This window comes from Massilia sp. Masssp93, from assembly GCF_059491295.1.
In genome coordinates, this window is sequence record NZ_CP168502.1 from 4,363,286 (window position 1) to 4,389,543 (window position 26,258).

The window sequence follows — 26,258 nt, forward strand, 5'->3', positions numbered from 1 at the left end:
GCGTTCGCCTATTTTGAGTCACTGTTTTACCTCACCGCATCATTCCAATCTGGCTGCCGGCCAGGGGCCCTCGTCCGGGCCCGCCGGCGCCTCGCAGCTCTCCCCAGTTGCATCTGTCTGCCCGGCGGCGCGCATGCGCCGCGTGGTGCGTTTTTCCGACTTTTTTCTAGATTGAGACCCTGATGCCACTGCCTAAATTACCCACCAAGCCGGCAACCATCCTGCTGGCCAAGGATTATCCCAGGGCCGAGCCGGGCAAATCGCCTGTCCGCGCAGCCGCGAAGGCGGAAAACGACCCGGTCGAAGACCTGATCAGTGGCGCGGCCGTACCGGCCCCCAAGACCACGAAGCCCCGCAAGTCGAAGGCCGCGCTGCTGGCCGAAGCGCCCGCGCGCGAAGACACGCCGGCAGGCGCGCCCGCGGTGGCAGCACCGGTAACGCCGCCTGCCCCCGTCCGCGCCGAAAAGCCCGCGAAACCGGGCAAGGCCGCGAAAGGCGGCGCCAGCGCCAAGCTGCGCGAAACGGACATGAACGAACCGCATCCGGCCAAGCACAAGCCGGTCGAGGTCAACGTCAAGTCGCAGGCGAGCCGCAAGGCCGACACGTCGGGCACCACGAAGGTGTTCGTGCTCGACACCAACGTCCTGATGCACGACCCGACCTCGCTGTTCCGCTTCGAGGAACACGACGTCTACCTGCCGATGATGACGCTGGAAGAACTCGACAACCACAAGAAGGGCATGTCGGAAGTCGCGCGCAACGCTCGCCAGGTCTCGCGCACGCTGGACGCGCTGATCGCCAACGTCGACGACGAGGCCATCGAGACCGGCATCCCGCTGGCCAAGCTGGGCAACAAGGATGCGAAGGGCCGCCTGCACTTCCAGACGCGCCTGAACGGCGCCGCCCTGCCCGAGGGTCTCCCGTCCGGCAAGGCCGACAACCAGATCCTCGGCGTCGTGCGCGCGCTGGAAACGGAGCAGCCGGGCCGCGCGATCGTGCTGGTGTCGAAGGACATCAACATGCGGATCAAGGCGCGTGCCCTGGGCCTGGCCGCGGAAGACTATTTCAACGACCACGTGCTGGAAGACACCGACCTGCTGTACTCGGGCATCGTCCAGCTGCCGGACGACTTCTGGACGAAGCACGGCAAGGGCGTGGAATCGTGGCAGGAGATCAAGGGCGGCTACTCGTCCACGTTCTACCGCGTGACCGGTCCGCTGATCCCGAGCCTGCTCGTGAACCAGTTCGTGTACCTGGAACCGAAGAGCGGCGAGGCGCCGCTGTACGCCCAGGTCAAGCAGATCAACGGCAAGACGGCCGTGCTGCAGACCTTGCGCGACTATTCCAGCAACAAGAACAACGTGTGGGGCATCACGGCGCGCAACCGCGAACAGAACTTCGCGCTGAACCTGCTGATGAATCCCGAGGTCGACTTCATCACGCTGCTCGGCCAGGCCGGCACGGGCAAGACGCTGCTGGCGCTGGCGGCCGGGTTGGCACAGGTGCTGGAGACGAAGGTCTACAACGAGATCATCGTCACCCGCGTGACGGTGCCGGTCGGCGAAGACATCGGCTTCCTGCCCGGTACGGAGGAAGAAAAGATGTCGCCGTGGATGGGCGCCTTCGACGACAACCTGGAAGTGCTGATGAAGTCCGACGGCGACGCCGGCGACTGGGGCCGCGCGGCGACGCAGGACCTGATCCGCTCGCGCATCAAGATCAAGTCGCTGAACTTCATGCGCGGCCGCACGTTCGTCAACAAGTTCCTCATCATCGACGAGGCGCAGAACCTGACGCCCAAGCAGATGAAGACGCTCGTCACGCGCGCGGGTCCGGGCACGAAGATCCTCTGCCTCGGCAACATCGCGCAGATCGACACGCCGTATCTCACCGAAGGCTCGAGCGGCCTGACGTACGTCGTCGACCGCTTCAAGGGCTGGGGCCACAGCGGCCACGTGACCCTGGCGCGCGGCGAGCGTTCGCGCCTGGCGGATCACGCGAGCGACGTGCTGTAACGAGTCGACCTCCCAGACAAAAAGCCTGTGCGCCGGAAGGTGCACAGGCTTTTTTATTGTCCCGTCAATCGACCGCCCCGACGTTACCTCACCAACGTCGTCCCCGCGCCCGACATTACTTCACCAACGTCGTCCCCGCGCCCGACATTACTTCACCAACGTCGTCCCCGCGCAGGCGGGGACCCAAGCTCCGTCGCCGAAGCCGCGACATCCGCCGCAAACGCAGCGCACACAACCCGGATTCCCGCCTGCGCGGGAACGACGATATTTGCCGTTGCGGTTACCTGACGATGCAATCCACGCCACCCTTCTGCGCCACCTCGCTGCGCGACGCAAGCGGCCCGCTGGCGGCGCCGTTGAACACCGGCGGCGGTTCGAACTTCAGGCCCGGATTCTGCGGGATGACGACGGGCGGCATGGTGAAGCTGGGCGTGTAGCCGAACTGGCCGGCCGGGAAGTTCTGCACGCCGCCGGCGTTGGTCAGCACGATCATCCCTTCCAGCACCGCCACGTGCAGGCCGGGCGCCAGGTTCGGCGTCAGGCCGGGCGCCCCGTTGGGGACGGGCGTGGCCGCGCCAGGCACCGGCGGCATCGGTACGGACGCGTCGACCCATTGCGCGATGAACGTCGTGCCGCGGATGCCGATGGTGGCGGCCGGCGTCTTGAGCGAGAACTTCTCCTTGTTGCGCTTGCCCAGCAGGCCAGTGATCGAGCGCAGGCCGCCTTTCAACAGGCTGAACGCGGCGCTGTCGCCTTCCGGCTTGTCGGCCTCGTAGGCGAAGTTCTCGATCTTGAAGGTGGTGCCGGGACGCAGCGTGATCTCGCCGTTGTCGATGAAGCGGATCTGCGCGTACGTATTCTTTTCCGACACGAGCGTGTCGCCGCTCTCGACCTCCGACTTGGCGGCCAGCACCTTGACGGTGCCGTCGGCCTTGCGGTCCAGCAGCGGGCCGCTCAGGTGCGCCACGACGCCCACGACCTGGCCCGCCCACGCCGCGCCGCCGGCCAGCAGCAGCGCGGCACCCAGCACGGCCCGGGCCAATGCCTCAATTGCAGTACATTTTGGTCGCAGGTTTTTCATTCTTCACTCCAGATAGTTCCGCTTGCGCCGGGCCGGACGCGCGTTCGCCCGGCTTGGCGGCCGAGGCAGCGCGGTCGTCCTTGGCGGCGCCGCCGCCGGCGGCGACGAGCACCGCGACCGCGGGGATGGTCGTATTGATGACCTGGACGGCCGTCTGCACCGCCTGGGCCACCGGCGTGCCCTGCGCATTCTGGCCGGCGCCGCCGCTGCCGCTGAACGTCACGCAGCTGGCGTCGCCCGGATGGGTGCTGCAGAACGATGCCGTCGGCAGCACCGCCTCGCAGCCCGCCGTGGCCGGCGCCGCCGCGCACATCGCGAGCGTCGGCAGGCGCACGTCGCAGCCCTGCAGGCTCGGACTGCCGATGCATTGCGCCAGCGTCGGCAGCACGGCATCGCAGCCGGGCAGCTTGCTGTTGCCCTGGCATTGCGTCAGCGAGGGCAGGATGCCCGCACAACCCGGATCATGCGGGTTCGCGAGGCAGGCCTGGAAGCCCAGCGCCAGCACCTGCGTGCAGCCCTCGAGCGACGGCGTCAGCTTGCACACGTCCAGCTTGGGCAGGATGTCGCCGCAGCCGGCGCCGGACGGATTGGCCAGGCAGGCGTCGAAGCGGGCGCGCGCCAGCACGGGCGCGCAGCCGTAGGTGCTGCCGTCCGCGCGGCACTTGTCCAGCGACGGCAAGGTCGCCGCGCAGCCCGGCGCCGCCGGATTGGCGATGCAGGCCGTGAGGGCGTCGTGCAGCTTGATGACGGCCGAACAGCCATATGTCGCCGGATCGGTCTTGCAGACGTCGTAGACCGGCAGCGTCGCCGCGCAGCCCGGCGCTTTCGGGTCGAGGATACAGGCCGCGACCGCGTCGTGCGCCTTGATGACGACCGAGCAGCCGTACGTCGACGGATCGGTCTTGCAGACGTCGTAGACGGGCAGGGTCGCCGCGCAGCCCGGCGCGGCCGGGTCGAGCATGCAGGCGGTGATGGCGTCGTGTTCCTTGACCACGGGGGCGCAGCCGTCCGTGGTCGGATGGGCCGCGCAGGTGTCGTACGTCGGCAGCACTTCGCCGCAGCGCGGGCCGGACGGATCGGCCACGCAGGCCTGCAGCGCGGCCGCCAGCACCGGGCCGCAGCCGGCCGCGCTGCGGTTGGCGAGGCAGGGGTCCAGGGTCGGGGTCGGCGGTGGCGGCGGCGGCGGGGTCGCGGTGTCCGTGGTCTTGATGTCCACGTGCTTGCCGGTCACGGTGCCGGTCGCGATCTGGGTGGAGCCGGCCGTGATGCTGACGTTGCCGCTGACCGACATCACGTTGGCCTTCGCGTCGATGGTGAGGACGCCGCCGTTGTCGGCCAGCAGGCGCACGTTGCCGCTCGTCGTCGCCACGCGGCCCAGGATGGTCAGCGGGCTGTGCGTCGTGAGACCGATGTCGCCGCCGTTGGTGCGCACTTCGCCCGCGCCGTTGGTCACATCGAAGGCCGGCACGGTCATGCCGCCCACGCTGTCGACCGCGATCGCGCCGTCGTTGCCGTCGCCGTCCTGCACGGCCCGCGTGAGCTCGAGCTTTCCGGTGTTGGCGATGTTGATGGGCAGGGTGCCGGCCCCCTTGTTGGTCGCCGTCAGCGCGGCGGTGCGGGTGGCGAGCGGATTCGCCGCGGTGCCGATGCCGGCGCTGGAGGTCAGCACCAGCCTGGCGGCCTGCACGACGCCGGTGCCCGCGATGCCCGCCGCGTCCAGCATGGCGCTGGCACCGGACACGCCGGCGTCGAGCGTCAGCGCACCGCCGCTGGCGATTTGCACGTCGGCGCTCGCGGCGCCGATGCCGGCGAGTCCGTCGACGGCACCGATGTGCAGCCCGCCCGCCGTATTCACCTGGAACAGATTGCCCGTGCCGGTGCCGGCCAGCGTGCCGATCGCATTGGCACCCGTCAGCACGACCGCGCCGCCGCGCAGCGCCACGGCGCCCGCGCTGACCGTACCGCCCTTCTCGTAGATGCCGGCGTTCGACGTCAGCGCCAGCGTGCCGGCGACGCTCAGCGGCGCATCGATCGACAGGTAGCCGGCGCCGGCGTCGAGCGTGAGCTTCGCGGGCATGCCGCCGTCGGTGAGCGCGGTGGCGCCGACGACGTCGATGCCGCCCGCGCTGCCGGCGAGGCCGCCGATCGTGAGTTCGTTCGCCTTCACGTTGGCGAGCGCCGCCTGGCCGAGCACGAAGCCGTTGGCCGGGCCGTCGCCGCCGATGATCATGGGCATGTCCACGCTGTTGGGTTGCAGCGTGACGCTGGCGGCGGCCACGGGCGCGCCGATGGTCAGGCGGTCGGCCTGCAGCAGCACGGACTTCGATGCCGTCACGGCGCCCGCGACGTCGACCAGGCCGCCGCTCGCGTACTGGCTGGCGATGAAGCGGCTGGCGGCGTTCGCGGACAGGTCGACGGGCGCGCCGATGCGGATGTCGCCGGCGTTTTCCAGCACGACGTTCGTCGCGGCGCTCAAGCCGCCGTCGACCGTCACGGTGCCCGTGTGGGCGCTGTTGCCCACGTTGAGCTCATACAGGTTGGCGCTCAGGCGCTGCAGGGACGCGGCGTCCAGCACCAGCGCGTCCGTGGCGCCGGTCCCGGTGCCGATGCTGATGGCGCGGCCCGGATCGGTCGACGTCAACGTCAGCACCGGCAACTGGCCGTTGCCGGCGATCGTGCCGGCAAGCGTGACCTGGTTGGCGCTGACGTCGATGTAGTTGCCGGTCTTGAGGCTGCCGTTGGCGCCCAGCGTGAACGCGTTCCCGGCGCGGAAATCGAGGTCGCCGCCGGCGCTCACCGGCGCGTTGACCACGATGTCGTTGCCGGCCTGCGCGTGCACGCTGCCGGCCGTGTCCAGGGCGTCCGTGACCGTGAGGTCGTGCTGCGCCTGCAGGACGACGTCGGTGCCGGCCTCCGTCAGCGTGGCGGGCGCCACGCGCGTGACGCCCGTCGCCGCGCCGGCGGATGCCGCCTTGACGTCGCCCGCCGCGGCCGTGCCGCCGGCCACCACCTCGATGTCGTACGGGTCCAGCAGCCAGGTGCCGTTCGTGCCGTTCGCGCCGGATGCATTCACCGCGATGCCGTCGACGTCCAGCAGGTGGCCCGACGTTTCGACCGCGCCGCCGGCCGCGCTGCCCCGTGCGGAGACGGTGCCGTGCGCGTTCGTCGCGCCGTCGGACCACAGCACGACCTTGCCGCCGTTGCCGGCACTGCCGTCGGCGCGGACGACGGCGCCCGCCGCGACGCTGGTCCGCTGCGCGCGCATGACGGCGCCGCCGCCCTGCCAGTCGCCGCCGACGAGCACCGTGCCGCCATTGCGGCCGCCGGTGTCGACGGTGGCGCCGGACGCGATGTCCACCTGTTCGCCCAGCACCTGGACGGTGCCGCCGTCCACGTTCGCGCTGCCGGCGGCGCGCGTGACGCTGCCCGCCTCCAGCGCGACGGCGCGGCTGGCCTTCAGCACGACGCGGCCGTTCGCGCCCATCACGGCGCTGTCCGCGTTGACGACGCCGCGCTGGTTGACGAGGGCGCCGTAGATGCCGATGCGGCCGCCCCGGGCGATCACCTGGCCCAGGTTGACGGCCTGGCCGCCGGGTGCGGAGAGCTCGACGCGCAGGTCCGGATCGCTCGAATCCACCAGTTGCACGCTGTGGCCGGCCGCGAGGATCACGTCGCCGTTGGGCGCGCTGACGATGCCCGTGTTCTCGACGTCCGGCGCGATCAGGAACACCTGGCCGCCGGACGGCGTCGCGATGGTGCCCTCGTTGCGCACCACGCCCGCCGCCGGTCCGGCCGCAAAGCGCTTGCGCCCGGCCAGGAAGTCGGCGTCGCTGATGTTCAGCGTGGACGCCACGAGGCCGTTCACGTCCACGCGCGCACCCTGCCCGAACAGGATGCCGTTCGGGTTGATCAGGAAGACCTTGCCGTTGGATTGCAGCGCGCCGAGGATCTTTGTCGGGTCCTGGCCCAGCACGCGGTTCAGCACCGCGCTGTCGCCGTTCTGCTGGATGAAACGCGTGATCTCGCCCGCCTGAACGTTGAAACTCTGCCAGTTGATGATGGTGCCGGGCGTGTTCGTGATCGAGAACACGTTGCCCTGCTGGTTGAAGCTGGCCTGGCCCGCCGCCACTTGCGGCAGCGCGGGCGCGGCGGACGCGCCCCCGCAGTAGGCCGCCGCCAGCAGCAGCGCGCCGAACCGTCGTTTGAACGATGAAGTCATAAGGAAGTCCTCAATACGCCAGCGCCACGCGGACGTGGAGCTTGTTCCTGCTGGTCGCGGCCACCTGGCCGACGTGCATGCCGTGGCCATAGTCGAGCTGCACGCTGGCCGCGTTCCCCGCCGAGAAGCGCAGGCCGATGCCCGTGCTGGAAATCGCGGCGCGGTGCAGTTCGCCCGCCAGCGCGTGGTTGCGCTCGCCCCAGGCCGTGTCGTAGAAGCCCAGCACGCGGCACTGCCACCCCGCGCGGCCGCACAGGTCCGGCGTGTACAGTTCGACGTTGGAGACGATGCCCGTGTCCGTGGCGAGGTCGCGTTCGCCGAAGCCGCGCACGGTCGTCGCGCCGCCGGCGCCGAACTGCTCGCCCGGCACGAGCGCGTCGTTCGTCCACTGGCCGTTCAGCAGCACGCGCGTCTGCCAGTCACCCTGGATGATGTTGGTGAACGCGGCCGCGAAGCGCACCATGCGGTAGCCGGCCTTGGCGCCGCTGCGCACGGCCGCGAAGTCGGCGGCGCTCCCGCGCGGGCCGCCCGCCACGTTCTGCAGCAGCGCCACCGAAAAGTCGGTCTGGCCGGCCGGCGCCGCGCGGCTGCCGGCATAGGCGATGCTGAGCGGGCGCACGGTGACGTCGTTGCCGAAGTCCTGGGTGCCGAATACGACGTTGTTCCGGTAGGCCTTGACGTCGATGCCGTACACGATCCGGCTTTCCAGCTCGCCGCGCTTGGCCAGCACGTGGTTGTAGCGGGCGCCGTAGATCGAGCCCTTGCCGCTCACCGCGAGGTCGAACAGGCCGGCGTTGACGGCGCCCGAGTCGACGTTCGAATAGCTCGCGTACAGGTCGACGGCATCGCCCAGCGCGTACAGCGGCACGTGGTAGCCGGCGGCCCACACGGCCACGCGGTCCGGGCGCTCGGCCGTCGTCGTGTACTGCAGGGTGCCCACGTGGTCGCGCCCCCACAGGTCGGCATGCTGCAGCAGCACGCCCGCATGGGTCTTGCCGGTGGATGCCGTGCCCGTGTTGTCGGCGTTGAACACGACCTTCCACGGGCGCTCGTCCGCGACGTCGACCCTGGCGTCGACCGCATCCTCGGCGCCCGCGGCTGCGTCGGCGAGGGTCAGCTTGACCTTCTTGGCCGGGTTCTCGTTGATGAGCCGGAGGTTGCGCGACACGTCCGTGAGGTTGGGCGTCGCGCCCGGCACCAGGGTGGGCAGGCTCGCGCGCACGTTCGCTTCCGAAAACCAGCGGTTGCCCGTCACCTCGACCTGGCGCACCGTCGTCTGGATAACGTTCAGGCGCACGACGCCGCCATTCAGTTCCTGTTCCGGCAGCTGGACGGTGACGACGTTGTAGCCGTGCGCGTGGTACACGGCCTCCAGCGCTTCCAGCGCGCGCTGGACGTCGCCGAAATCGCGTCCCCTGCCCGTGTACGGCGCCACCGCGGCCTGCACGTCGGCGGCCGGCAGCAGCGTGTTGCCGCTTACCTCGAAGCGGCTGATCTCGAACCGGATCGGGTCAATCGCCCAGGCCGCGCCGACGGCGGCGGCCAGCAGCGAGCCCGCGACCAGGCGTGCCAAGCGTAGTTTCATGTTCTGGATGACCATATCGTTGTTGTTCTGGCCCATGCATCCCCGGGCCTGCGCCTGCGCGCGAATGAAGGGAACCCGATGGTGCTCCCCGGTTCCTTGGGAGTGTAATCAGGTTTCCCTTGCTTGAGAGAAAAATTGTTAAGGATTCGGGATCTTCCCCTCGGCATGGGGGGAATCGCGGACGCGGCGTTGTGCCGCCGATACACCGTCACTTCGTATCGAATGTCGTCACCCCGTCCCACCCGTCGCCCGGCGGCGCCGCGCGCCAGCGCGCGATGCGCTCGAGGTACAGGGCATACAGCGCCCGTCCGGGATGCGCCGCATGCAGCGCCGCGATGGCCGCTTCGGCCGCATCCCAGTCCTGCGCACGCACGCGGGCCAGCGCCGCGTCCCATGCGGCCAGCTCGTCCAGCACGGCGGGACCGACGTCGGCCGGCTTGCCGAGCGGTTCGAAGATCGCCACCGGCTCGTTCTTGCCCTTCACGCGCACGAGGTCCAGTTCGCGGTAGACGAATTCCGGCGCGCCCAGGCGCGTCGCCGCACCCACCGCGATGCCGACGCCGTAGACCTTCGTGATGCCTTCCAGGCGCGAGCCGAGATTCACGGCATCGCCCATCACCGTGTAGGCGCGGCGGATCGCGGACCCCATGTCGCCCACGTGCATCAGGCCGGAATTGATGCCGATGCCGATTGCAAGCCGCGGCCAGCCGCGCCGCTGGAACTCGTCGTTCAGGCGCGCCGCGCTGGCCTGCATCAGCAGCGAGGTGGCGACGGCGCGGCTGGCGTGGTCGGCGAAGGCGACGGGCGCGCCCCAGAAGGCCATCACGGCGTCGCCGATGTATTTGTCGAGCGTGCCCTGGTGGCTGCCGCGGATGTCCTCGGACATCGCCGTCAGGTAGAGATTGATGTATTCGCGCAGCGCCTTGGGCGACAGGCCTTCCGAGATCGTCGTGAAGCCGCGCACGTCGACGAACATGACGGACAGCTCGCGGCTCTCGCCTTCCATCGTATAGGCTTCCGGGTTCTCCGCCATCTGCGCGACGAGTTCCGGCGCCACGTATTCGCCGAAGCGCGAGACGAGCGCGCGGCCCTTGCGGAACTCGAAGAACCAGCCCCAGGCCAGGTTCAGCACGAACAGCAGCGCGATCAGGAGCAGGCAGATGAACATGTCCGTCGTCCAGTCGAGCGCACGGTAGGCATACCAGTTGAGGCCCACGACGGCCGCGAAGGCGCTGCCCGACGCCAGCACGGCGGCCAGCGGCGCGAGGGCCGGCAGCAGCAGCGACAAGACCAGGCCGGCGACGATCACCTGCGCCAGCTCGATGCCCGTCGCGTAATCGGGATGCGTCTTGTACTGCTGGTCGAGGATCGACTTGATGACGTTGGCGTGCACTTCGACGCCCGGGAATTCCTTGTTGACGGGCGTGGCGCGCAAGTCCTGCAGGCCGGGCGCCGTCGTCCCGACCAGCACGATCGCGCCCTTCAATACGCCCGGGGCCACGCGTCCCGCCAGTACGTCGGCCGCCGACACGTAGCGGTACGCCCCGCCCTGCGGGCCGCCCGGGCCGCGGAACTGCACGGCCGTGAGCAGACCTTCGCCGACGGGGATGCGGCGTTCGCCGTCCGGCACGGCCAGGCGGATCGCGTCGGCGCCGCCGCTGTCCGCGTCATACGCGCCGAAATCCGGCGCGATCGCACCGGCATGCAGGTACACGGCGGCCGTGGCCAGCGCCAGCGACGGGTAGTAGCCGTCGCCGATGCGCTGCAACAGCGAACTGGAACGCACCATGCCGTCGTCGTCCGGGATCACCGTGAAGCTGCCGGCGCCGCGCGCCGCCGCCTGCAGGCGCGCCAGGTTGGCCTCGTAGCCGTCGGCGCTGTAGGCGACCAGTTCGCGTCCGTTCAGCCCCGCCACCGTGAACGCGGGCGGCGGGAGCGTACCGCGCTTCACGGCCGCCAGGTTATAACCGAGCACCACGGGCCGCCCGCGCAGCGCCTGGGCGAACAGGCCGTCGTAATCGAGCGCCGGCTGCAACTGCGCCAGTTGCGCGCGCAGGGCGGAATCGTCCTTCAGCTCATGCGCGGCCAGCCGTTCCAGCACGCCGTAGCCGGAACTGGTGTCCGGCTCGGGAAAGGACACGTCGAAGCCGATCGCGGCGGCGCCGTAGTGCCCGGCCAGCTGGTCGACCAGTTTCGCCAGCACGTTGCGGCTCCAGGGAAAACGCCCGACTTCGCCCAGGCTCCTGGTGTCGATGTCGACGATCACGATGCGCGGATCGAGCACGGGCGCCTCCAGGCGCATGCGCAGGTCGCTGACGATGGTGTCCTGGCGCGCGATCGCATGGCTGCTCCACACGCCCATCACATAGGCCAGCGCGGCCAGCGTCAGCGCCAGCCCCAGTGCCCAGCGCGCGCCGTACCTGCGCAGCAGCTTCACGGCGTGTAGCCCGGGATCGCCGCCTCGTCGACCGCGTCGAGCTGCGACGGGTCGAGGTTCTTGCGGCCGAACTTGAGGTAGACCTTCTCGCGCACGAAGATGTCGAACAGGTCCGGGTCGATGTGGCCGTTGAGGGCGAACTTGCCGAGGATGTGGAGCGACTCGGACAGCGTCTTGCCTTTCTTGTACGGGCGGTCGCGCGCCGTCAGGGCCTCGAAGATGTCGGCGATGGCCATCACGCGCGCCTGCACCGACATCTGCTCGCGCATGAGGCCGCGCGGATAGCCCTTGCCGTCCATGCGCTCGTGGTGGCCGCCGGCGTATTCCGGCACGTTCTTGAGGTGCTTGGGCCACGGCAGCGATTCGAGCATGCGGATCGTGACGACGATGTGGTTGTTGATGATCTTGCGCTCGTCGTCGTTGAGCGTGCCGAAGCGCACGGTCAGGTTGCGCACCTCGTCCTCGTCGAGGAAGTCGCGGAGGGTGCCGTCCGGCCCCGTCCAGCGGTACGCGGCGATGCGGCGCACGCGCTCCTGGTCGTCCGGCGACATGCCTTCGCTGCCGACGTTGGCGACGCGCAGGAAATCGCGGTCCGCGCGCAGGCGCGCCTGCTCCGCGTGCATGGCGGCGGCGATCGCCGCGCGGTCCGCGCCCGCATCACCGCTCGCCTCGCACTGCGCGCGCAGCGCGCGGATCTCGGCGTCGCGCAGCAGCACCTCGAAGCGCGTGTCGATCATGTGGATGCGGTCGAAGATCGTTTCCAGCTTGGTCGCCTTGTCGACGACGTGCACCGGCGTCGTGATCTTGCCGCAGTCGTGCAGCAGGCCGGCCAGCCACAGTTCGCGGCGGTCGGCGTCGCTCATGCGGAACGACGCCATCGGGCCGAGGTTCGTGTCGTGCACGGCCTCGGCCAGCATCATCGTCAGCTCCGGCACGAACTGGCAGTGGCGGCCCGTGTACGGCGATTTTTCGTCGATGCCGATGTTGATCAGGTTGACGAGGGACTCCAGCAGCTGCTCCATCTGCACGACGAGCTGCTGGTTCGTGAGCGCCACGGCCGCCTGCGCCGCCAGCGCCTCGATGAAGCGCTGGTCGGTGTCGGAAAATGAACGGATCTCGCCCGTCTCGCGGTCGATCGCGTTGATCAGCTGGAGCACGCCGACCAGTTCGCCCTCGTGGTCGGTCATCGGCACCGTCAGGATCGATTTCGACCGGTAGCCGAACGCCTGGTCGAACGAGCGCATGCCGGAGAAGCTGAAGACGTCGGCCCGGTACACGTCGGCGATGTTCACGGACTGGTGGAAGTTGGCCGCATAGGCCGCCACCGACGCGAGGTTCTTGTTGCCGTTTTGATCATACAGCGGGATCGGCGTCAGGTCGATGGACTTGCCGCTGGTCCCGCCCTGGTACAGCTCCAGCGAGTCGTTCAGCGAAATGTGGAAGCACAGGCTGCGCTCGTCCGGGCTGGGGCGGTACAGCGTGCCGCCGTCGGCGTTCGTCATGCTCTTCGCGACCTTGAGGATGCGGTCGAGGAACGTGTCGATGTCATGGCCGTCGCCGAGGGCGACGCTGACCTCCGTGAGCAGGTCGAGGCGCTCTACGATATTGATCGGGGTGAGGTCTTGCATGTTCGTGTCTGTCTCGCTGAAATCCGACGTGCAATGATCGCCATAAAAATTGCCGTACCGAAATTAACACACAGTGTAACTTTGTTGGTCGCCTCTGTACACACATCGGTGCGAAATTGCAAATTTCAGATAATCGCTTTCAGAATCCCGCTATCATCTCCCATAAATTGCAACGGCGCTGGCCCGCCGCGATGAAAAACACAAGCAGGCGACGAGACTGCACAGCAAGGGACTTCTATGAAATTCAGATTCTGGGGCGTGCGCGGTTCCATCCCGTCCCCCGGGCCGCGTACCGTGCGCTACGGCGGCAACACCACCTGCATCGAAGTGCGCGGCGACGACGGCACGCTGGTCGTGCTCGACGCCGGCACGGGGATCCACGTGCTCGCCCAGGACCTGATGCGCCGGCGCGCGGAGGATGGCGCCCCCGTGCGCGCCAACATCTTCATCACGCACAGCCACTGGGACCACATCCACGGCCTGCCCTTCTTCACGCCGCTGTTCGTGAAGGGCACGCGCGTGTGCCTGCACGGCGCCCACGACCACGTCACGGGCCGCGGCATCGAACACGTGATGGGCGTGCAGCTGCAGAACAGCTACTTCCCCGTCAGCGAAGAGCGCATGGACGCCGTCATCGATTACCGGACGCTGGACGTCGGCGTGCCGCACGCGGTGGGCGACATGGTCGTGCACAACGTCGTGATGAACCACCCCGTCATCAACCTCGGCTACCGCGTCGAATGCAACGGCCGCGCCGTGTTCTTCACGGGCGACCATGAACCGTTCTTCAACCCGCACGCCCCCGGCAGCACCGAGTACGACGCGGCGCAACGCGACATCGAACGGCGCGAACGGGAGATCGAGCACGCGATGGAGGGCATCGACGCGCTCATCGCCGACTGCTCGTACACGCTGGAGGAATACCCGGCCAAGCAGGGCTGGGGCCACGGCACGTTCGACGCCGCCATCGCGCTGGCGCTCCGGGTCGGCGCGCGCAGCCTGTACTGCACCCACCACGAGCCGACCCGCTCCGACGACGAGCTGGAAGCCGTGTTCGGGGAAGCGCTGGCGCGCTGGGCGGGCCGCCTGGACGGCCTTGCCGTGAAACTGGCCTACGAAGGGCTGGAGGTCGACCTCCGATGAGCGCGGACTTCGTGGAACAGCGCAAGGGCGACCGGCGCGCGCACAGCGACACCGAGCGCCGCCTCGATTTCCAGCGCCGCCTGCAGGCCATCTCCACGCGCATCCACGCCACCGCCAACCTGGACCAGATCATGCTCGACCTGGGCCTGGATTTCTGCGACCTGTTCGACAGCGACCGCTTCACCCTGTACGCCGTGACGCCGGAGCAGGATGCCCTCCTCGCCAAGGTCAAGACCGGGCTGTCGTCGTTCCGCGACCTGAAGCTGCCGATCGGGCCGGGGTCCGTCGCCGGCTTCGTCGCCCGCACGCGCCAGACCGTCAACATCGCCGACGTCTACGACGAGGCCGAGCTGCAGCGCCTGTCGCCCAACCTGCGCTTCCAGCGCGGCGTCGACCAGAAAACCGGCTACCGCACGCGCGAGATGCTGGTCGCGCCGCTCGTCGACGCCGGCGGTACGCTGCTGGGCGTCGTCCAGTTCATCAACCATCGCGCCGGCGGCCCATTCCCGCAACTGTGCCTGGACGGCGTGAAGCAGTTGTGCGAAACGCTGGCCGTCGCGCTCAGCCAGCGCCTGCGCACGTCGCTGCCGCGCGGCCGCTACGACGGCCTCGTCACGCGCTCGCTCGTGAGCCCGCAGGAACTGGAGCAGGCCACGCGCCTCGCGCGCGAGCGCGACGCCGACATCGAGGACGTCCTGCTGGCCGACTTCCATCTCAAGCCCGCCCACCTCGGCCAGGCGCTGGCCGATTATGCCGGCGTGCCCTACGAACCGTTCCGCGCCGACCGCGTGAAACCCGTCGAACTGCTGCGCAACCTGAAGCAGCAGTACGCGCTCGAACACGGCTGGCTGCCGCTGGAGGACGGCCCCGACGGGCTGGTGCTGATGGCGCTCGACCCGGAACGCGTGGCCGCCAGCCACATCGCCGCCCAGGTGTTCGGCCGCGCGCGCATCGCCTGGCGCGTGACGACCCGCCACGACCTGCGTTTGACCATCGCCCAGTTCTTCGGCGGCCCCGTCGCCGACGACACCAGCGTGGGCGAACTGCTGTCGCACCTGGACGAGGACGTCGATGCGGACGAGGACGCGGACGGCGGCGGCGCCGAAGTCTCGGCCGCGGTCGAGAACGAACTGGTCAAGCTGCTCAACCGGATCATCGTCGACGCCTACCGCCAGGGCGCGTCCGACATCCACATCGAACCGCAGCCGGGGCGCGGCAAGACCGGCGTCCGGTTCCGCAAGGACGGCGTGCTGGTGCCGTACATCGAGATCCCGGCCAGCTACCGCAGCGCCCTCATCGCGCGTGTAAAAATCATGTGCGACCTCGACATCTCGGAACGGCGCAAGCCGCAGGACGGCAAGATCCGCTTCCGCAAGTACGGCCCGCTCGACATCGAGCTGCGCGTGGCGACGATTCCGTCCAGCGGCGGCGTCGAGGACATCGTGATGCGCATCCTGCAGGCCGGCGAACCGATCCCGCTCGACAAGCTGGGCGTCCTGCCGCACAACCTGGACCGCCTGAAAGCCGCCGTCGGTAAACCCTATGGCCTGTTCTTCGTGTGCGGGCCGACCGGCTCCGGCAAGACCACGACCCTGCACTCGATCCTGGCGTACCTGAACACGCCGGAGACGAAGATCTGGACGGCCGAGGACCCGGTCGAGATCACCCAGAAGGGCCTGCGCCAGGTGCAGGTCAACCGCAAGGCCGGCCTCGACTTCGCGACCGTCATGCGCGCCTTCCTGCGCGCCGACCCGGACGTGATCATGGTCGGCGAGATGCGCGACCGCGAGACCGTCAGCACCGGCATCGAAGCGTCGCTGACCGGCCACCTCGTGTTCTCCACGCTGCACACGAACAGCGCGCCGGAATCGGTCGTGCGCCTGCTCGACATGGGCATGGACCCGTTCAATTTTGCCGACGCCCTGCTCGGCATCCTGGCGCAGCGCCTGGCGCGCCGCCTGTGCGCCACGTGCCGCCAGGCCTACCACCCCGACGACGCCGAGGTGGACGCGCTGCTCGACGAATATTGCGAGGAATTGCGCGGCCAGGCTGCCTACCAGGCGGATGCGCAGGCCGCGCGCGCGGCCGTGCTGGCCGGCTGGCGCGAGCGCCACGGCGACGGCGACGGCCGCTTCACGCTGTACCGGGCCGTCGGCTGCGCCGAGTGCACCAAGGGTTACCGCGGGCGTGTCGGCCTGCACGAACTGATGCTGGGCAGCGACCGCATCAAGCGCCTGCTGACCGAGCACGCGCGCGTGACCGACCTGCTCGCGGCCGCGCTGGAGGACGGCATGCTGACCCTGAAAATGGACGGCATCGAGAAGATCCTGGACGGTGTCACCGACATCAAGATGGTGCGCGCCGTCTGCATCAAATGACCCGACAACCCTTCACACGCTGAGGAGAGAATCGTATGCGCCGTTTCAATTCGTCCGCCCTGGCGGCGGCCGTCGTCCTGCTGTCCGGCTGCGCTGCCCAGCAAGCGCTGCAACCGGGCGACAAATACCTCGATGCGAGCTATACGCCGACCGGCACGCTCATCCCGCGCAAGGCGCCGAGCCGTACCGACAACGTCATGATCATCGACAAACGGGCGCTCGAGAACGACCGCACGAATATGAACGGCACCAACAACTGGGCGGCGGCCAAGAACTGACGCACGTCCGTGCCAAGCGTAGGGTGGGCGGCCCTCCGCCCACGCGGACGCGGGCATCATGCAAACGTCACGCGTGGACGCCGGCGGTTTGCAAACGTCACGCGTGGACGCCGGCGGTTTGCGAAGGTCACGCGTGGGCACGGGGTGCCCACCCTACCCGCGGGGTCAGTCGTTCGCGTTCTGCACGAACACGGCCGCCGTGCGCGCCGGGATCGCGAACGTGCCGCTGCCCGCGTCGAAGCTGGACGCCTTCACGACGTCGTCGCTGCCGTTGCGCTGGATGCGGTGCAGCTGCAGCTTGCGGCCCTTGAGTTCCGGGATCGCGATCGACTTCGCCACCTTGTCCACGTTGAACACGACGACGACCGCCTTGTATCTGGCGCCCGGATAGGGCGCGCCCGGCTGCGTGCCGGCGATGCTCATCGCGACGATGCCCGGCACCTGGTCCGGCCCGACGTTGTAGAACTTCAGGCGGTCGATCACGTCCTGCGCCGTGCGCAGGCGGAACAGGGTGCTGTCCGACCGGATCGCGAGGAAGTCTTCGAACGCATTCTTCGCCGCCACGATCGCGCGGGTGTCCGGCTTGATCAGCGGGTTGGCGAGGATCGGCGACATCAGCGGCCAGTTGTCCTGGTTCGAGCCCGCCATCGGCAGGCCGACGCCGAAGTTGTTGGACGCGTAGCTGTAATCGAGCCTGTTGAACCAGTCGCCCGCGTTGTAGCTGTCGCGGTCGAGCGATTTCGACCGCAGGATTTCCTGGCCGGCGTGGAAGAACGGGATGCCCTGCGCCAGCAGGTTGACCGCGGCACCCAGCGTTTGCACGCGCACGCGGTCGGACAGCGGCGTCGATTGCGGCAGCTTGTACGCGTCGATGTCGAACAGGGTTTGATTGTCGTGCGCCTCGACGTAGTTGATCGTCTCGGCCGGATTCGCCGCGAAGCCGGCCGGCTGGCCGAAGTAATCGATCTGGGCGTTCGTGCGCACGCTGCCGAAGCGGTCCGTGAAGCGATAGTCGCGCAGCGTGCCGGACAGCGCGACGCGCGCGAGGTCGGCGAGGCGCAGCGCGTCGTCGCGGGTCTGCGTCGACAACGCGTTCGGGTCCGTGTAGACGCCGTTGATGAAGCCCTGCTGGCTGATCAGGGACTGGCCGCTGTCGCAGCAGCCGCCGCCGCGCACGGTATCGCGCATGCGGTCGTTGAACGAGCCGATGCCGGTGCCCGCCATGTTCGCCTGGCGCGCCTGCACGAAGCGCGCGTCGTTGGCGACGCTGCCGAAGTTCCACGCTTCGCCGTACAGGTAGATGGCGCGGCCCGCGGCCTGGTCGACGCTCGCCTGCAGGCGTTTCAGCAGGTCGAGCGGCGTGAAGCCCATGATGTCGAAGCGGAAGCTGTCGACCTTGTACTGGCGCGCCCACAGCGACACGGAGTCGATCATCAGCTTGCCCATCATGGCGTTTTCCTGCGCGGTGTCGGCGCAGCAGCTGTCGTTCAGGATGTGGCCGTCGTTGCCGAGGCGGTAGTAATACGTCGGCACGATGCGGTCGAGGACCGACAGCGGGCCTTGCTGCGACTGGCTCGTGTGGTTGTAGACGACGTCCATCGTCACGCGCAGGCCGGTGTCATGCAGCGCCTGCACCATCGCGCGGAACTCGCGCACGCGCACGGCGCCATCGTCGGCATCGGTCGCATAACTGCCTTCCGGCGCGTCGTAATGGACCGGGTCGTAGCCCCAGTTGAAGCAATCGGTGTCCGCCACGGCCGCCACGGCCGCCTGCTGCGCCGTCGAATCCGCGCCCGCGTTCGGGATGGCCGGCGTCACGCAGCCCTTCTCGTTGACGCTGGCGAAGTCGAAGCTGGGCAGCAGGTGCACGTGCGTCATGCCCGCCTTCTGCAGCGATTTCAGGTGGCGCATGCCGTCCGAGTTCGCGTCCGTGAAGGCCAGGTATTTGCCGCGGTGGGCGGCGGGCACGGTGGCGTCGGACGCGGAGAAGTCGCGGATGTGCAGCTCATACAGCGCGATGTCGGTCGGCGCGTCGAGCTTCGGAATGCGCTGGTCGTCCCAGCCGGCCGGTTTCAGTTGCGGGCTGTCGAGGTTCGCGGCGAAGCTGCGCGCGCTGTTGGCCGAGAGGCTCAGCGAATACGGGTCGGTCACGGTATTCGTCACGATCTTGTTGTCGGCCCAGCGCGACAGCACCTGCACGGTGTACGTGTAGTAGGCGCGGTTCGCCAGTTGCGGATCGGTGGACGCGTAGCTCCACACGCCGCTGGCCGCGTCGCGCGTCATCGGGACCGTCGCCGGCGTCGCCGCGTTGGCGCCCGCGTACAGGTTCAGCGCGACGGATTTCGCCGTCGGCGCCCACACGCGGAACGTCGCCAGGCCGCGCCGGTCGAACGACACGCCCAACTGCGCCTGCGCCGCCCTGGCCGCATACAGGTCGTCCAGCAGGCCGGCCGTCTGCAGCGACGTCACCTGCACGAGGTTGCCGCCGCCGTCGTACTGGGCGAGCGCGAACTGGCCGCTGACCAGCGCCGCGACCTTGGCCGCGTCGGCGTCGGCCAGGCGCAGGCCGGTGGCGCCGGCGAGGTGCGGGTACTTCTGGCGCAGGGCGTCCGGCAGCGCGGCCGCGGTCAGGTCGAAGACGCCGTCCGCGCCCGTGAGCCCGACGGTGCCGCCGGCGCTGGGCGCCAGGCCGCCGTTCGCGGCGTAGAACAGTTTATAGGTGCCGCTCGTCGGGGCGCCCGGCCACGCCAGCGTGGTCGCCGACAGCCAGTGCGCGTTGGCCAGTGCCAGGTTGCCGTAGCTGAGCGCGGGCTGGCTCGTGTAAACGGTGCAGTCGCCCTCGAGCATCCAGATTTCCTGGCCGTTCGTCGCGACGTCGGCGTTCAGGTCGGCGTGCTGGTCGGCGCCGCAATTCTTGGTGCCGTTGCCGTCGGTGACGAGATACCAGATCGCGCTCTTGCCGGCCGCCAGCGGAATGTCGACGTAGCCGCCGAAGCCGTCGCTGTTCGTCATCATGAAGCGGTCGGTGATCCAGGCCGAGCTGGGATGCAGCGGACCGTCCCAGGAATACACGCCCCACTGGGCCGCATCGTTCTGGACGCGGTGGAAGTGCATGCGGATGCTGCCCGGCGCGACGGGCGTGGCGGCGGCGGCGACGCTGGCCGCCAGTAGCCGGGTGCCGGATTGGGTGGCCTGCCGGGCCGTATCGCCGGCGCCGCAACCAGCCAGCAGCAAGCTGGCGCTGACGGCCACGGCGAGTCCGAACCGTGAAGTCAAACTACTTCCGAATAACATAATGTCCCCTCTTCATTCTTATTCTGACCGACGGGCGTGGCCCGGACGACAACGCTGGCCGACGATCTTCTGTAATATTACTACGTCGTTAGTAAAAATGAAAAAGGAACACGCAACTGTGGCAAAAAACAAACCAGGGTCAGAGCCCGATTTCGGGCAATTTCCCAAAATCGGGCTCTGACCCCGGTTTCAGGAAATAAAAAAGCAGCCCGAAGGCTGCTTTCGCTGGTTGCGCTGGTTGTGCGCCGCGCTTACAGGATGTGCGTCCCGACCCACCACGCAATCGCGGCCATGAACGCCGATGCGGGGATCGTGAAGATCCAGGCCCAGACGATGTTGCCGGCCACGCCCCAGCGCACGGCCGAGGCCTTTTGCGCCGAGCCGACGCCGACGATGGCGCCCGTGATGGTGTGCGTCGTCGACACCGGTACGCCGATCGCGCTGGCGAGGAACAGCGTGATGGCGCCGCCCGATTCCGCGCAGAAGCCGCCGACCGGCTTGAGCTTGGTGATCTTCTGGCCCATCGTGCGCACGATGCGCCAGCCGCCGAACAGCGTGCCCATCGAGATGGCCGTGTAGCAGGCGATGATCACCCACAGCGGCGGCGCCGAAGCGCTGGCGTTGGAGACGCCGGCCACGATCAGCAGCATCCAGATGATGCCGATGGTTTTCTGCGCGTCGTTGCCGCCGTGGCCCAGGCTGTAGGCCGCGGCCGAGAACAGCTGCAGGCGGCGGAACCAGGTGTCGACCTTGCGCGGCGGCGTGCGCACGAAGATCCACGACACGGCCAGCATCACGAGCGAACCGAGGATGAAGCCCAGCAGCGGCGACAGGATGATCCATTCGACGGTCTTGAGCAGGCCGCCGCCGACCAGCGCGCCGGTGCCGCTCTTGGCCACCGCGGCGCCCACCAGGCCGCCGATCAGCGCATGCGACGACGACGACGGGATGCCGTAATACCAGGTGATCACGTTCCAGATGATGGCGCCGACGAGCGCGCCGAACACGACGTACTGGTCGACGATGTGCGGGTCGACGGTCCCCTTGCCCACCGTCGACGCCACGTGCAGGCCGACGGTGAAGATGGCGACGAAGTTGAACATCGCGGACATCGCAACGGCGGTCTGCGGACGCAGCACCCCGGTCGACACCACCGTCGCGATCGCGTTGGCGGCATCGTGGAAGCCGTTCATGAAGTCGAAGACGAGCGCCAGCAGGACGAGCAGGACCAGCACATACATGCTGATATGAAGAGTGTTCATATTGTTTTTGTTGTTCCGGTCGTTACGCGTTTTCGACGATGATGCCTTCGATGATGTTGGCAACGTCTTCGCAGCGGTCCGTCACGGTCTCGAGGATTTCGTAGATGGCCTTCATCTTGATCAGGTTGCGCACGTCCGGCTCGTCGCGGAACAGCTTGGACATGGCGGCGCGCATCACGTGGTCGGCGTCCGATTCCAGGCGGTCGATCTCTTCGCAGATGGCGACCATCTTCTGGGCATTGTCCATGTTGTGCAGCATGCCGACGGCCTGCTGGACCTTTTCACAGCAGGCCAGGCACAGTTCGGCCAGGCGCTTGGCTTCCGGCGTCACGGCGTGCAGGTCGTACAGCGAGATGGTCTGGGCGGCGTCTTCCATCATGTCGAGGATGTCGTCCATGCGGGTGATCAGCTTGTGGATGTCGTCGCGGTCGAGCGGCGTGATGAACGTCTTGTGCAGCAGGTCGACGCACGCGTAGGTGACCTTGTCCGCCTGTTTTTCGATGCTCTCCACGGCGTGCGTACGGTTTTCCAGGTCGTCGAAGTTGGTCATCAGGCCGACCATCTCTTGTGCACCCTTCACGCACAAGGCCGCGTGCTGGTTGAACAGGTCAAAAAATTTGCCCTCCGTGGGCATCAGGCGTCCAAACATAGGTTCTCCGTTGGGTAATTCTCTTGGGACTTCTTAAAGATTGCGGCACCGGGCCGCAACATCATCTTGTTATTCACTACTGAGCAACAGGGGCCTCGAAAACCGTCGCGAGCGGCGGCAGTTTCGTTCGAGAAGCGCAACCGTACTTAAGGTACGGTGAGCATCACAGAACGATAATGCAACGCGCAGCAGGTTTGCGAGACCCCCACTACTAGTCGCCCTGGTAGATACCGAGGCTGCCGCTGTAATTGCCGAACTTGGTATACATGCCCATCCAGGTCAGGCGAATGGCGCCGATCGGGCCGTTACGCTGCTTGCCGATAATGATCTCGGCGGTACCTTTGTCGGGCGAATCCGGGTTGTAAACTTCGTCACGATACAGGAAGATGATGACGTCCGCATCCTGTTCGATAGCGCCCGATTCGCGCAGGTCGGACATCACGGGGCGCTTGTTCGGGCGTTGTTCCAGCGAGCGGTTCAACTGGGACAGCGCGATCACGGGGCACCCCAGTTCCTTCGCCAGGCCCTTCAGGCTGCGCGAGATTTCCGAGATCTCGGAGGCGCGGTTGTCGCCCGGCTTGGAACCCTGCATCAGCTGCAGGTAGTCGACGATGATCAGACCCAGCTTGCCGCACTGGCGCGCCAGGCGGCGCGCGCGCGCGCGCATCTCGATCGGGTTCAGCGCCGGCGTCTCGTCGATGAAGATCTGGGCGTCGTTCATCTTCTGGATCGCATGCGTCAGGCGCGGCCAGTCCTCGTCCAGCAGCTTGCCGGTACGCAGGCGGTGCTGGTCGAGCTGGCCGATGGAGCCGAGCATACGCATCGCCAGCTGCACGCCGCCCATCTCCATCGAGAAGATCGCGACCGGCAGGCCGGCGTCGACGGCGACGCTCTCGCCGATGTTGACGGAAAACGCGGTCTTGCCCATCGACGGACGGCCCGCGACGATGACGAGGTCGCCTGGCTGCAGGCCGGACGTCATCTTGTCGAGGTCGGCAAAGCCCGTCGGCACGCCGGTGATCTCGCCCTGGTTTTCGCGGCTGTACAACTCGTCGACCCGCTCGACCACCTGGGTCAGCAGCGGCTGCACGGGCAGCCAGCCCTGCGCGCCGCGGGCGCCCTGCTCGGCGATCGCGAAGATGCGCGATTCGGCCTCGTCGAGGATCTGCTTGACCTCGGCGCCTTGCGGATTGAAGGCCTTGCCCGACACTTCGTCGGCGACGGTGATGAGCTGGCGCAGCACGCCGCGATCGCGGACGATCTCGGCATAACGGCGAATGTTGGCGGCGGATGGCGTATTCTGCGCCATCGCGTTGAGGTACTGCAGGCCCCCGACGTCCTCGGCCTTGCCGAGCTGGACGAGCGCCTCGTACACGGTGATCACGTCGGCAGGCTTGCCAGCATTGATCAGGCGAACCATCTGTTCGAAGATGATCCGGTGGTCGTAGCGGTAAAAATCCTCCGCATGCATGAAGTCGGCAATGCGGTCCCATGCCGCGTTATCGCGCAGCAGGCCGCCGATGACGGACTGTTCTGCTTCGATGGAATGCGGGGGGATGCGGAGCGACTCGATCTGCGGGTCTGCTGGGGTGTTCATGGCCGGCATTATACCCGTTCCCGATCAGGCGCTGAAATCATTGGTGAGTTTCCAAAAACAAAAAAGCCGGGGGATCCCCGGCTTTTCTCATTCTGACAACAGAATGGCTTAGGCAGCTTCGCCCACGACAGCGATGGTGATTTCCACCACGACGTCGGTGTGCAGAGCGACCGACACCGGGTGCTCGCCGGTGGTCTTCAGCGGACCGGTCGGCATGCGCACTTGTGCCTTTTCGACGGCGAAACCTTGCTTCGTCAGGGCTTCAGCGATGTCGAAGTTGGTCACGGAACCGAACAGACGGCCGTCGACGCCGGCTTTCTGTGCGATGGTGACGGTCATGCCGTTCAGCTTGTCGCCCTGGCCTTGAGCGGCGGCCAGTTTCTCGGCAGCTGCTTTTTCCAGTTCGGCGCGCTTGACTTCGAACTCGGCCACGGCAGCCTGCGTTGCACGGCGGGCCATTTTTTGCGGGATCAGGAAGTTACGAGCGTAACCATCCTTGACCTTGACGACGTCGCCCAGGTTGCCGACGTTGACGACTTTTTCCAGCAGGATAACTTGCATTTTATTCTCCAGTAATCTGACTATGCTTTGATGTCGCGACCGACGATTAAGCGTTGTGCAGGTCGGTGTACGGCAGCAGAGCCAGGTAACGGGCGCGCTTGATGGCGGTGTCAACTTGACGCTGGTAGTGCGCCTTGGTGCCGGTCAGGCGTGCCGGCATGATCTTGCCGTTTTCCTGGACGAAATCCTTCAGGGTGTCGACGTCTTTGTAGTCAACCTGTTCCACGCCTGCAGCGGTGAAGCGGCAGAATTTCTTGCGCTTGAACAGCGGGTTCTGCTGTTTACGCTTCTCTTTGAGCTTAGCTTTGTTTTTGTCGAACTTTTTACCGAATGCCATTTTGAGGCTCCTGTATCTATCTAAAAACGTGCCCGCACAATTCTTTATGCGGCGGCACTGAAATCAATGATGTGAAACACCAAGGCTTTGCTGTGACGACTTTTCCTGGCCAAAAATCCCGTGAAGCGGTACATGGCGCCCAACTCGGCATTGGCAAATCGCCCCGAAATCTCGCCCGCGGCAACCGCGGGAATCTCGAATTCGACCTGCCTGTCCATCCTTGCCTCCGTCTGCGTCGACCCGTGTTGCAGGACGCCGCCCACGATGGGGATGCCGGCCGGGGTGTAGCGCAGGGTGTCGCGTTCCAGAATGCTCGCGACCAGGGACAGCTCGTTCACTTACAACCTTGATGCTCCCGCGCGATTTAGGCGGCAGCGGCGGCCGGAGCGGCGGCCTGCTCGGCGCGGTGGCTCTTGGCTGCGTCTTCGCGCTGGACCGATTTCATCATCGGCGACGGCGCGGTTTCAGCCTTCTTCATCTTCACGGTCAGATGACGCAGCACGGCATCATTGAATTTGAATGCGGTTTCCAGCTCGACCAGGGTCTCGTTGTCGCACTCGATGTTCAAGCAGATGTAGTGTGCCTTCGGCAGCTTCTGGATCTGGTAAGCCATTTGACGACGGCCCCAATCTTCGACGCGGTGGATATTGCCGCCGCGCGAGGTGACCGTGGTCTTGTAGCGTTCGATCATCGCCGGGACTTGCTCGCTCTGGTCCGGGTGGACGATAAACACGATTTCATAATGACGCATGAAACACTCCTTAAGGACGTTTAAACAAATGCCCACCTCGGCGTCAAGACGAGTGTGGGAAGGGGAAGCCCAACATTATAACAGCAAAAACGTCAAGCGCACCATCCATGACGCAGTGCGATCGATCGGGCACGCACGCCGCGCGCTGCGTGCCGCACCGCGACAGGTTCGGGACGCGCGTTGCGTGCCGCACCGCGACAGGTTCGGGACGCGCGCTGCGTGCCGCACCGCGAAAAAAAATGTTGAATCCCCTTGCGCGCGGCGCAATACTGTACAAAAATACAGTCTCATTCCGCACCAACCAAAACGAACATGCTAAAGCTCACCGCACGGCAAGAACAGATCCTCAACCTGATCAAGGAAGCCATCGAGAACACGGGCTTCCCGCCGACCCGCGCCGAAATCGCCCAGGAGCTTGGCTTCCGCTCGGCCAACGCGGCCGAGGAACACCTGCAGGCCCTGGCCCGCAAAGGCGCGATCGAAATCTCGCCGGGCACCTCGCGCGGTATCCGCCTCGTCGGCCAGGCCGCAACCGAATCCAAGGCCGCCCTGCCCTCGTTCGTGCCGCCGATCCCGCCGAACCTGATGGCGCTGCCGCTCGTCGGCCGCGTCGCCGCCGGCTCGCCCATCCTGGCCCAGGAACACGTCGAAGCGACCTATTCCGTCGATCCGGCGATGTTCTCCAGCAAGCCGGACTTCCTGCTGAAGGTCCGCGGCTGGTCGATGCGCGACGCGGGCATCTGCGACGGCGATTTCCTCGCCGTCAAGAAAGTCGACAGCGCCAAGAACGGCCAGATCGTCGTCGCCCGCATCGGCGACGAAGTGACGGTCAAGCGCTACCGCAAGACGGGCGCCACGATCGAGCTGCTGCCGGAGAATCCGGACTTTTCCGTGATCACCGTCGATCCGAGCTCGGACGAGTTCGCGCTGGAAGGGCTGGCCGTCGGCCTGCTGCGGTCCTGGCACTGAGCACGACATCGTAGTTACGTCCCGCAACATCGAAAGGCCGCATCTTGCGGCCTTTTTTTGCATATAAAATATAC

General features: G+C 67.2%; 18 protein-coding genes. 5 read left to right on the forward strand and 13 right to left on the reverse strand.

What is annotated here, in order from left to right:
• The first annotated feature begins 182 nt into the window (after window positions 1–182).
• Window positions 183–2,015 carry a PhoH family protein gene (locus tag ACEN9Q_RS17955; RefSeq protein ID WP_056440423.1) on the forward strand — a complete coding sequence of 611 codons (1,833 nt, stop codon included), beginning with the start codon at window positions 183–185 and terminating at the stop codon, window positions 2,013–2,015.
• Between the two features lie 280 nt (window positions 2,016–2,295).
• Here ACEN9Q_RS17955 and ACEN9Q_RS17960 read toward each other — a convergent pair whose 3' ends face one another.
• The 5 genes from ACEN9Q_RS17960 to ACEN9Q_RS17980 all read right to left on the reverse strand — a co-directional run bounded on the left by ACEN9Q_RS17960 (window position 2,296) and on the right by ACEN9Q_RS17980 (window position 12,965).
• On the reverse strand, window positions 2,296–3,096 hold the full coding sequence (locus tag ACEN9Q_RS17960) for a FecR family protein (RefSeq protein ID WP_495625520.1): 801 nt from the start codon (window positions 3,094–3,096) through the stop codon (window positions 2,296–2,298).
• Entirely contained in the window at window positions 3,062–7,315 is a 4,254-nt protein-coding gene (locus tag ACEN9Q_RS17965; RefSeq protein WP_495625521.1) for a two-partner secretion domain-containing protein, read from the reverse strand. The genes ACEN9Q_RS17960 and ACEN9Q_RS17965 overlap by 35 nt, the downstream gene beginning before the upstream one ends.
• Window positions 7,316–7,325: 10 nt before the next feature.
• Window positions 7,326–8,900 (reverse strand): ShlB/FhaC/HecB family hemolysin secretion/activation protein, encoded by a 1,575-nt coding sequence (locus ACEN9Q_RS17970; RefSeq protein ID WP_495625522.1) that lies wholly within the window; start codon window positions 8,898–8,900, stop codon window positions 7,326–7,328.
• Window positions 8,901–9,108: 208 nt separating this feature from the next.
• On the reverse strand, window positions 9,109–11,331 hold the full coding sequence (locus ACEN9Q_RS17975) for a CHASE2 domain-containing protein (protein ID WP_495628969.1): 2,223 nt from the start codon (window positions 11,329–11,331) through the stop codon (window positions 9,109–9,111).
• A gap of 2 nt (window positions 11,332–11,333) precedes the next feature.
• Complete coding sequence (locus tag ACEN9Q_RS17980) at window positions 11,334–12,965, reverse strand: HD domain-containing phosphohydrolase (protein WP_495625523.1); 1,632 nt, start codon at window positions 12,963–12,965, stop codon at window positions 11,334–11,336.
• A 237-nt stretch (window positions 12,966–13,202) separates the two neighbouring features.
• Between ACEN9Q_RS17980 and ACEN9Q_RS17985 the strand changes: the two genes are divergently transcribed.
• The 3 genes from ACEN9Q_RS17985 to ACEN9Q_RS17995 are packed head-to-tail and all read left to right on the forward strand — an operon-like array spanning window position 13,203 to window position 16,764.
• On the forward strand, window positions 13,203–14,108 hold the full coding sequence (locus ACEN9Q_RS17985; RefSeq protein WP_495625524.1) for an MBL fold metallo-hydrolase: 906 nt from the start codon (window positions 13,203–13,205) through the stop codon (window positions 14,106–14,108).
• Window positions 14,105–16,486, forward strand: coding sequence for a GspE/PulE family protein (locus tag ACEN9Q_RS17990; protein ID WP_056440431.1), 2,382 nt, complete (start codon window positions 14,105–14,107; stop codon window positions 16,484–16,486). Before ACEN9Q_RS17985 ends, ACEN9Q_RS17990 begins: the two co-directional genes overlap by 4 nt.
• A gap of 35 nt (window positions 16,487–16,521) precedes the next feature.
• A complete protein-coding gene (locus tag ACEN9Q_RS17995) occupies window positions 16,522–16,764 on the forward strand; it encodes a hypothetical protein (RefSeq protein WP_495625525.1) in 243 nt (80 codons plus the stop codon).
• 165 nt (window positions 16,765–16,929) lie between these two features.
• Here ACEN9Q_RS17995 and pulA read toward each other — a convergent pair whose 3' ends face one another.
• The 8 genes from pulA to rpsF all read right to left on the reverse strand — a co-directional run bounded on the left by pulA (window position 16,930) and on the right by rpsF (window position 25,215).
• Window positions 16,930–20,040 (reverse strand): pullulanase-type alpha-1,6-glucosidase, encoded by a 3,111-nt coding sequence (gene pulA, locus ACEN9Q_RS18000; RefSeq protein WP_495625526.1) that lies wholly within the window; start codon window positions 20,038–20,040, stop codon window positions 16,930–16,932.
• 269 nt (window positions 20,041–20,309) lie between these two features.
• Window positions 20,310–21,320, reverse strand: coding sequence for an inorganic phosphate transporter (locus ACEN9Q_RS18005; protein ID WP_056440439.1), 1,011 nt, complete (start codon window positions 21,318–21,320; stop codon window positions 20,310–20,312).
• Window positions 21,321–21,342: 22 nt separating this feature from the next.
• A complete protein-coding gene (locus tag ACEN9Q_RS18010) occupies window positions 21,343–21,969 on the reverse strand; it encodes a DUF47 domain-containing protein (RefSeq protein WP_056440441.1) in 627 nt (208 codons plus the stop codon).
• Between the two features lie 211 nt (window positions 21,970–22,180).
• Window positions 22,181–23,566, reverse strand: a complete 1,386-nt coding sequence (locus tag ACEN9Q_RS18015) for a replicative DNA helicase (RefSeq protein ID WP_056440572.1) — start codon at window positions 23,564–23,566, stop codon at window positions 22,181–22,183.
• A 108-nt stretch (window positions 23,567–23,674) separates the two neighbouring features.
• Entirely contained in the window at window positions 23,675–24,127 is a 453-nt protein-coding gene (gene rplI / locus ACEN9Q_RS18020) for a 50S ribosomal protein L9 (RefSeq protein WP_056136742.1), read from the reverse strand.
• Between the two features lie 46 nt (window positions 24,128–24,173).
• Window positions 24,174–24,464: a 30S ribosomal protein S18 gene (rpsR, locus tag ACEN9Q_RS18025; protein WP_020656854.1), complete on the reverse strand. Its 291-nt coding sequence runs from the start codon at window positions 24,462–24,464 to the stop codon at window positions 24,174–24,176.
• A gap of 44 nt (window positions 24,465–24,508) precedes the next feature.
• Window positions 24,509–24,802 (reverse strand): primosomal replication protein N, encoded by a 294-nt coding sequence (gene priB, locus ACEN9Q_RS18030; RefSeq protein ID WP_056440443.1) that lies wholly within the window; start codon window positions 24,800–24,802, stop codon window positions 24,509–24,511.
• Window positions 24,803–24,828: 26 nt separating this feature from the next.
• Window positions 24,829–25,215: a 30S ribosomal protein S6 gene (gene rpsF, locus ACEN9Q_RS18035; RefSeq protein ID WP_056440445.1), complete on the reverse strand. Its 387-nt coding sequence runs from the start codon at window positions 25,213–25,215 to the stop codon at window positions 24,829–24,831.
• A 312-nt stretch (window positions 25,216–25,527) separates the two neighbouring features.
• Between rpsF and lexA the strand changes: the two genes are divergently transcribed.
• Entirely contained in the window at window positions 25,528–26,184 is a 657-nt protein-coding gene (gene lexA, locus ACEN9Q_RS18040) for a transcriptional repressor LexA (RefSeq protein WP_495625527.1), read from the forward strand.
• Window positions 26,185–26,258: the final 74 nt, after the last annotated feature.

Excerpts from the sequence above, each read along its gene's own strand:
- ACEN9Q_RS17955 (WP_056440423.1), top strand. The coding sequence starts at position 183 with ATGCCACTGCCTAAATTACCCACCAAGCCGGCAACCATCCTGCTGGCC.
- ACEN9Q_RS17960 (WP_495625520.1), bottom strand. The coding sequence starts at position 3,096 with ATGAAAAACCTGCGACCAAAATGTACTGCAATTGAGGCATTGGCCCGG.
- ACEN9Q_RS17965 (WP_495625521.1), bottom strand. The coding sequence starts at position 7,315 with ATGACTTCATCGTTCAAACGACGGTTCGGCGCGCTGCTGCTGGCGGCG.
- ACEN9Q_RS17970 (WP_495625522.1), bottom strand. The coding sequence starts at position 8,900 with ATGAAACTACGCTTGGCACGCCTGGTCGCGGGCTCGCTGCTGGCCGCC.
- ACEN9Q_RS17980 (WP_495625523.1), bottom strand. The coding sequence starts at position 12,965 with ATGCAAGACCTCACCCCGATCAATATCGTAGAGCGCCTCGACCTGCTC.
- ACEN9Q_RS17985 (WP_495625524.1), top strand. The coding sequence starts at position 13,203 with ATGAAATTCAGATTCTGGGGCGTGCGCGGTTCCATCCCGTCCCCCGGG.
- ACEN9Q_RS17990 (WP_056440431.1), top strand. The coding sequence starts at position 14,105 with ATGAGCGCGGACTTCGTGGAACAGCGCAAGGGCGACCGGCGCGCGCAC.
- ACEN9Q_RS17995 (WP_495625525.1), top strand. The coding sequence starts at position 16,522 with ATGCGCCGTTTCAATTCGTCCGCCCTGGCGGCGGCCGTCGTCCTGCTG.
- ACEN9Q_RS18005 (WP_056440439.1), bottom strand. The coding sequence starts at position 21,320 with ATGAACACTCTTCATATCAGCATGTATGTGCTGGTCCTGCTCGTCCTG.
- ACEN9Q_RS18010 (WP_056440441.1), bottom strand. The coding sequence starts at position 21,969 with ATGTTTGGACGCCTGATGCCCACGGAGGGCAAATTTTTTGACCTGTTC.
- ACEN9Q_RS18015 (WP_056440572.1), bottom strand. The coding sequence starts at position 23,566 with ATGAACACCCCAGCAGACCCGCAGATCGAGTCGCTCCGCATCCCCCCG.
- rplI (WP_056136742.1), bottom strand. The coding sequence starts at position 24,127 with ATGCAAGTTATCCTGCTGGAAAAAGTCGTCAACGTCGGCAACCTGGGC.
- rpsR (WP_020656854.1), bottom strand. The coding sequence starts at position 24,464 with ATGGCATTCGGTAAAAAGTTCGACAAAAACAAAGCTAAGCTCAAAGAG.
- rpsF (WP_056440445.1), bottom strand. The coding sequence starts at position 25,215 with ATGCGTCATTATGAAATCGTGTTTATCGTCCACCCGGACCAGAGCGAG.
- lexA (WP_495625527.1), top strand. The coding sequence starts at position 25,528 with ATGCTAAAGCTCACCGCACGGCAAGAACAGATCCTCAACCTGATCAAG.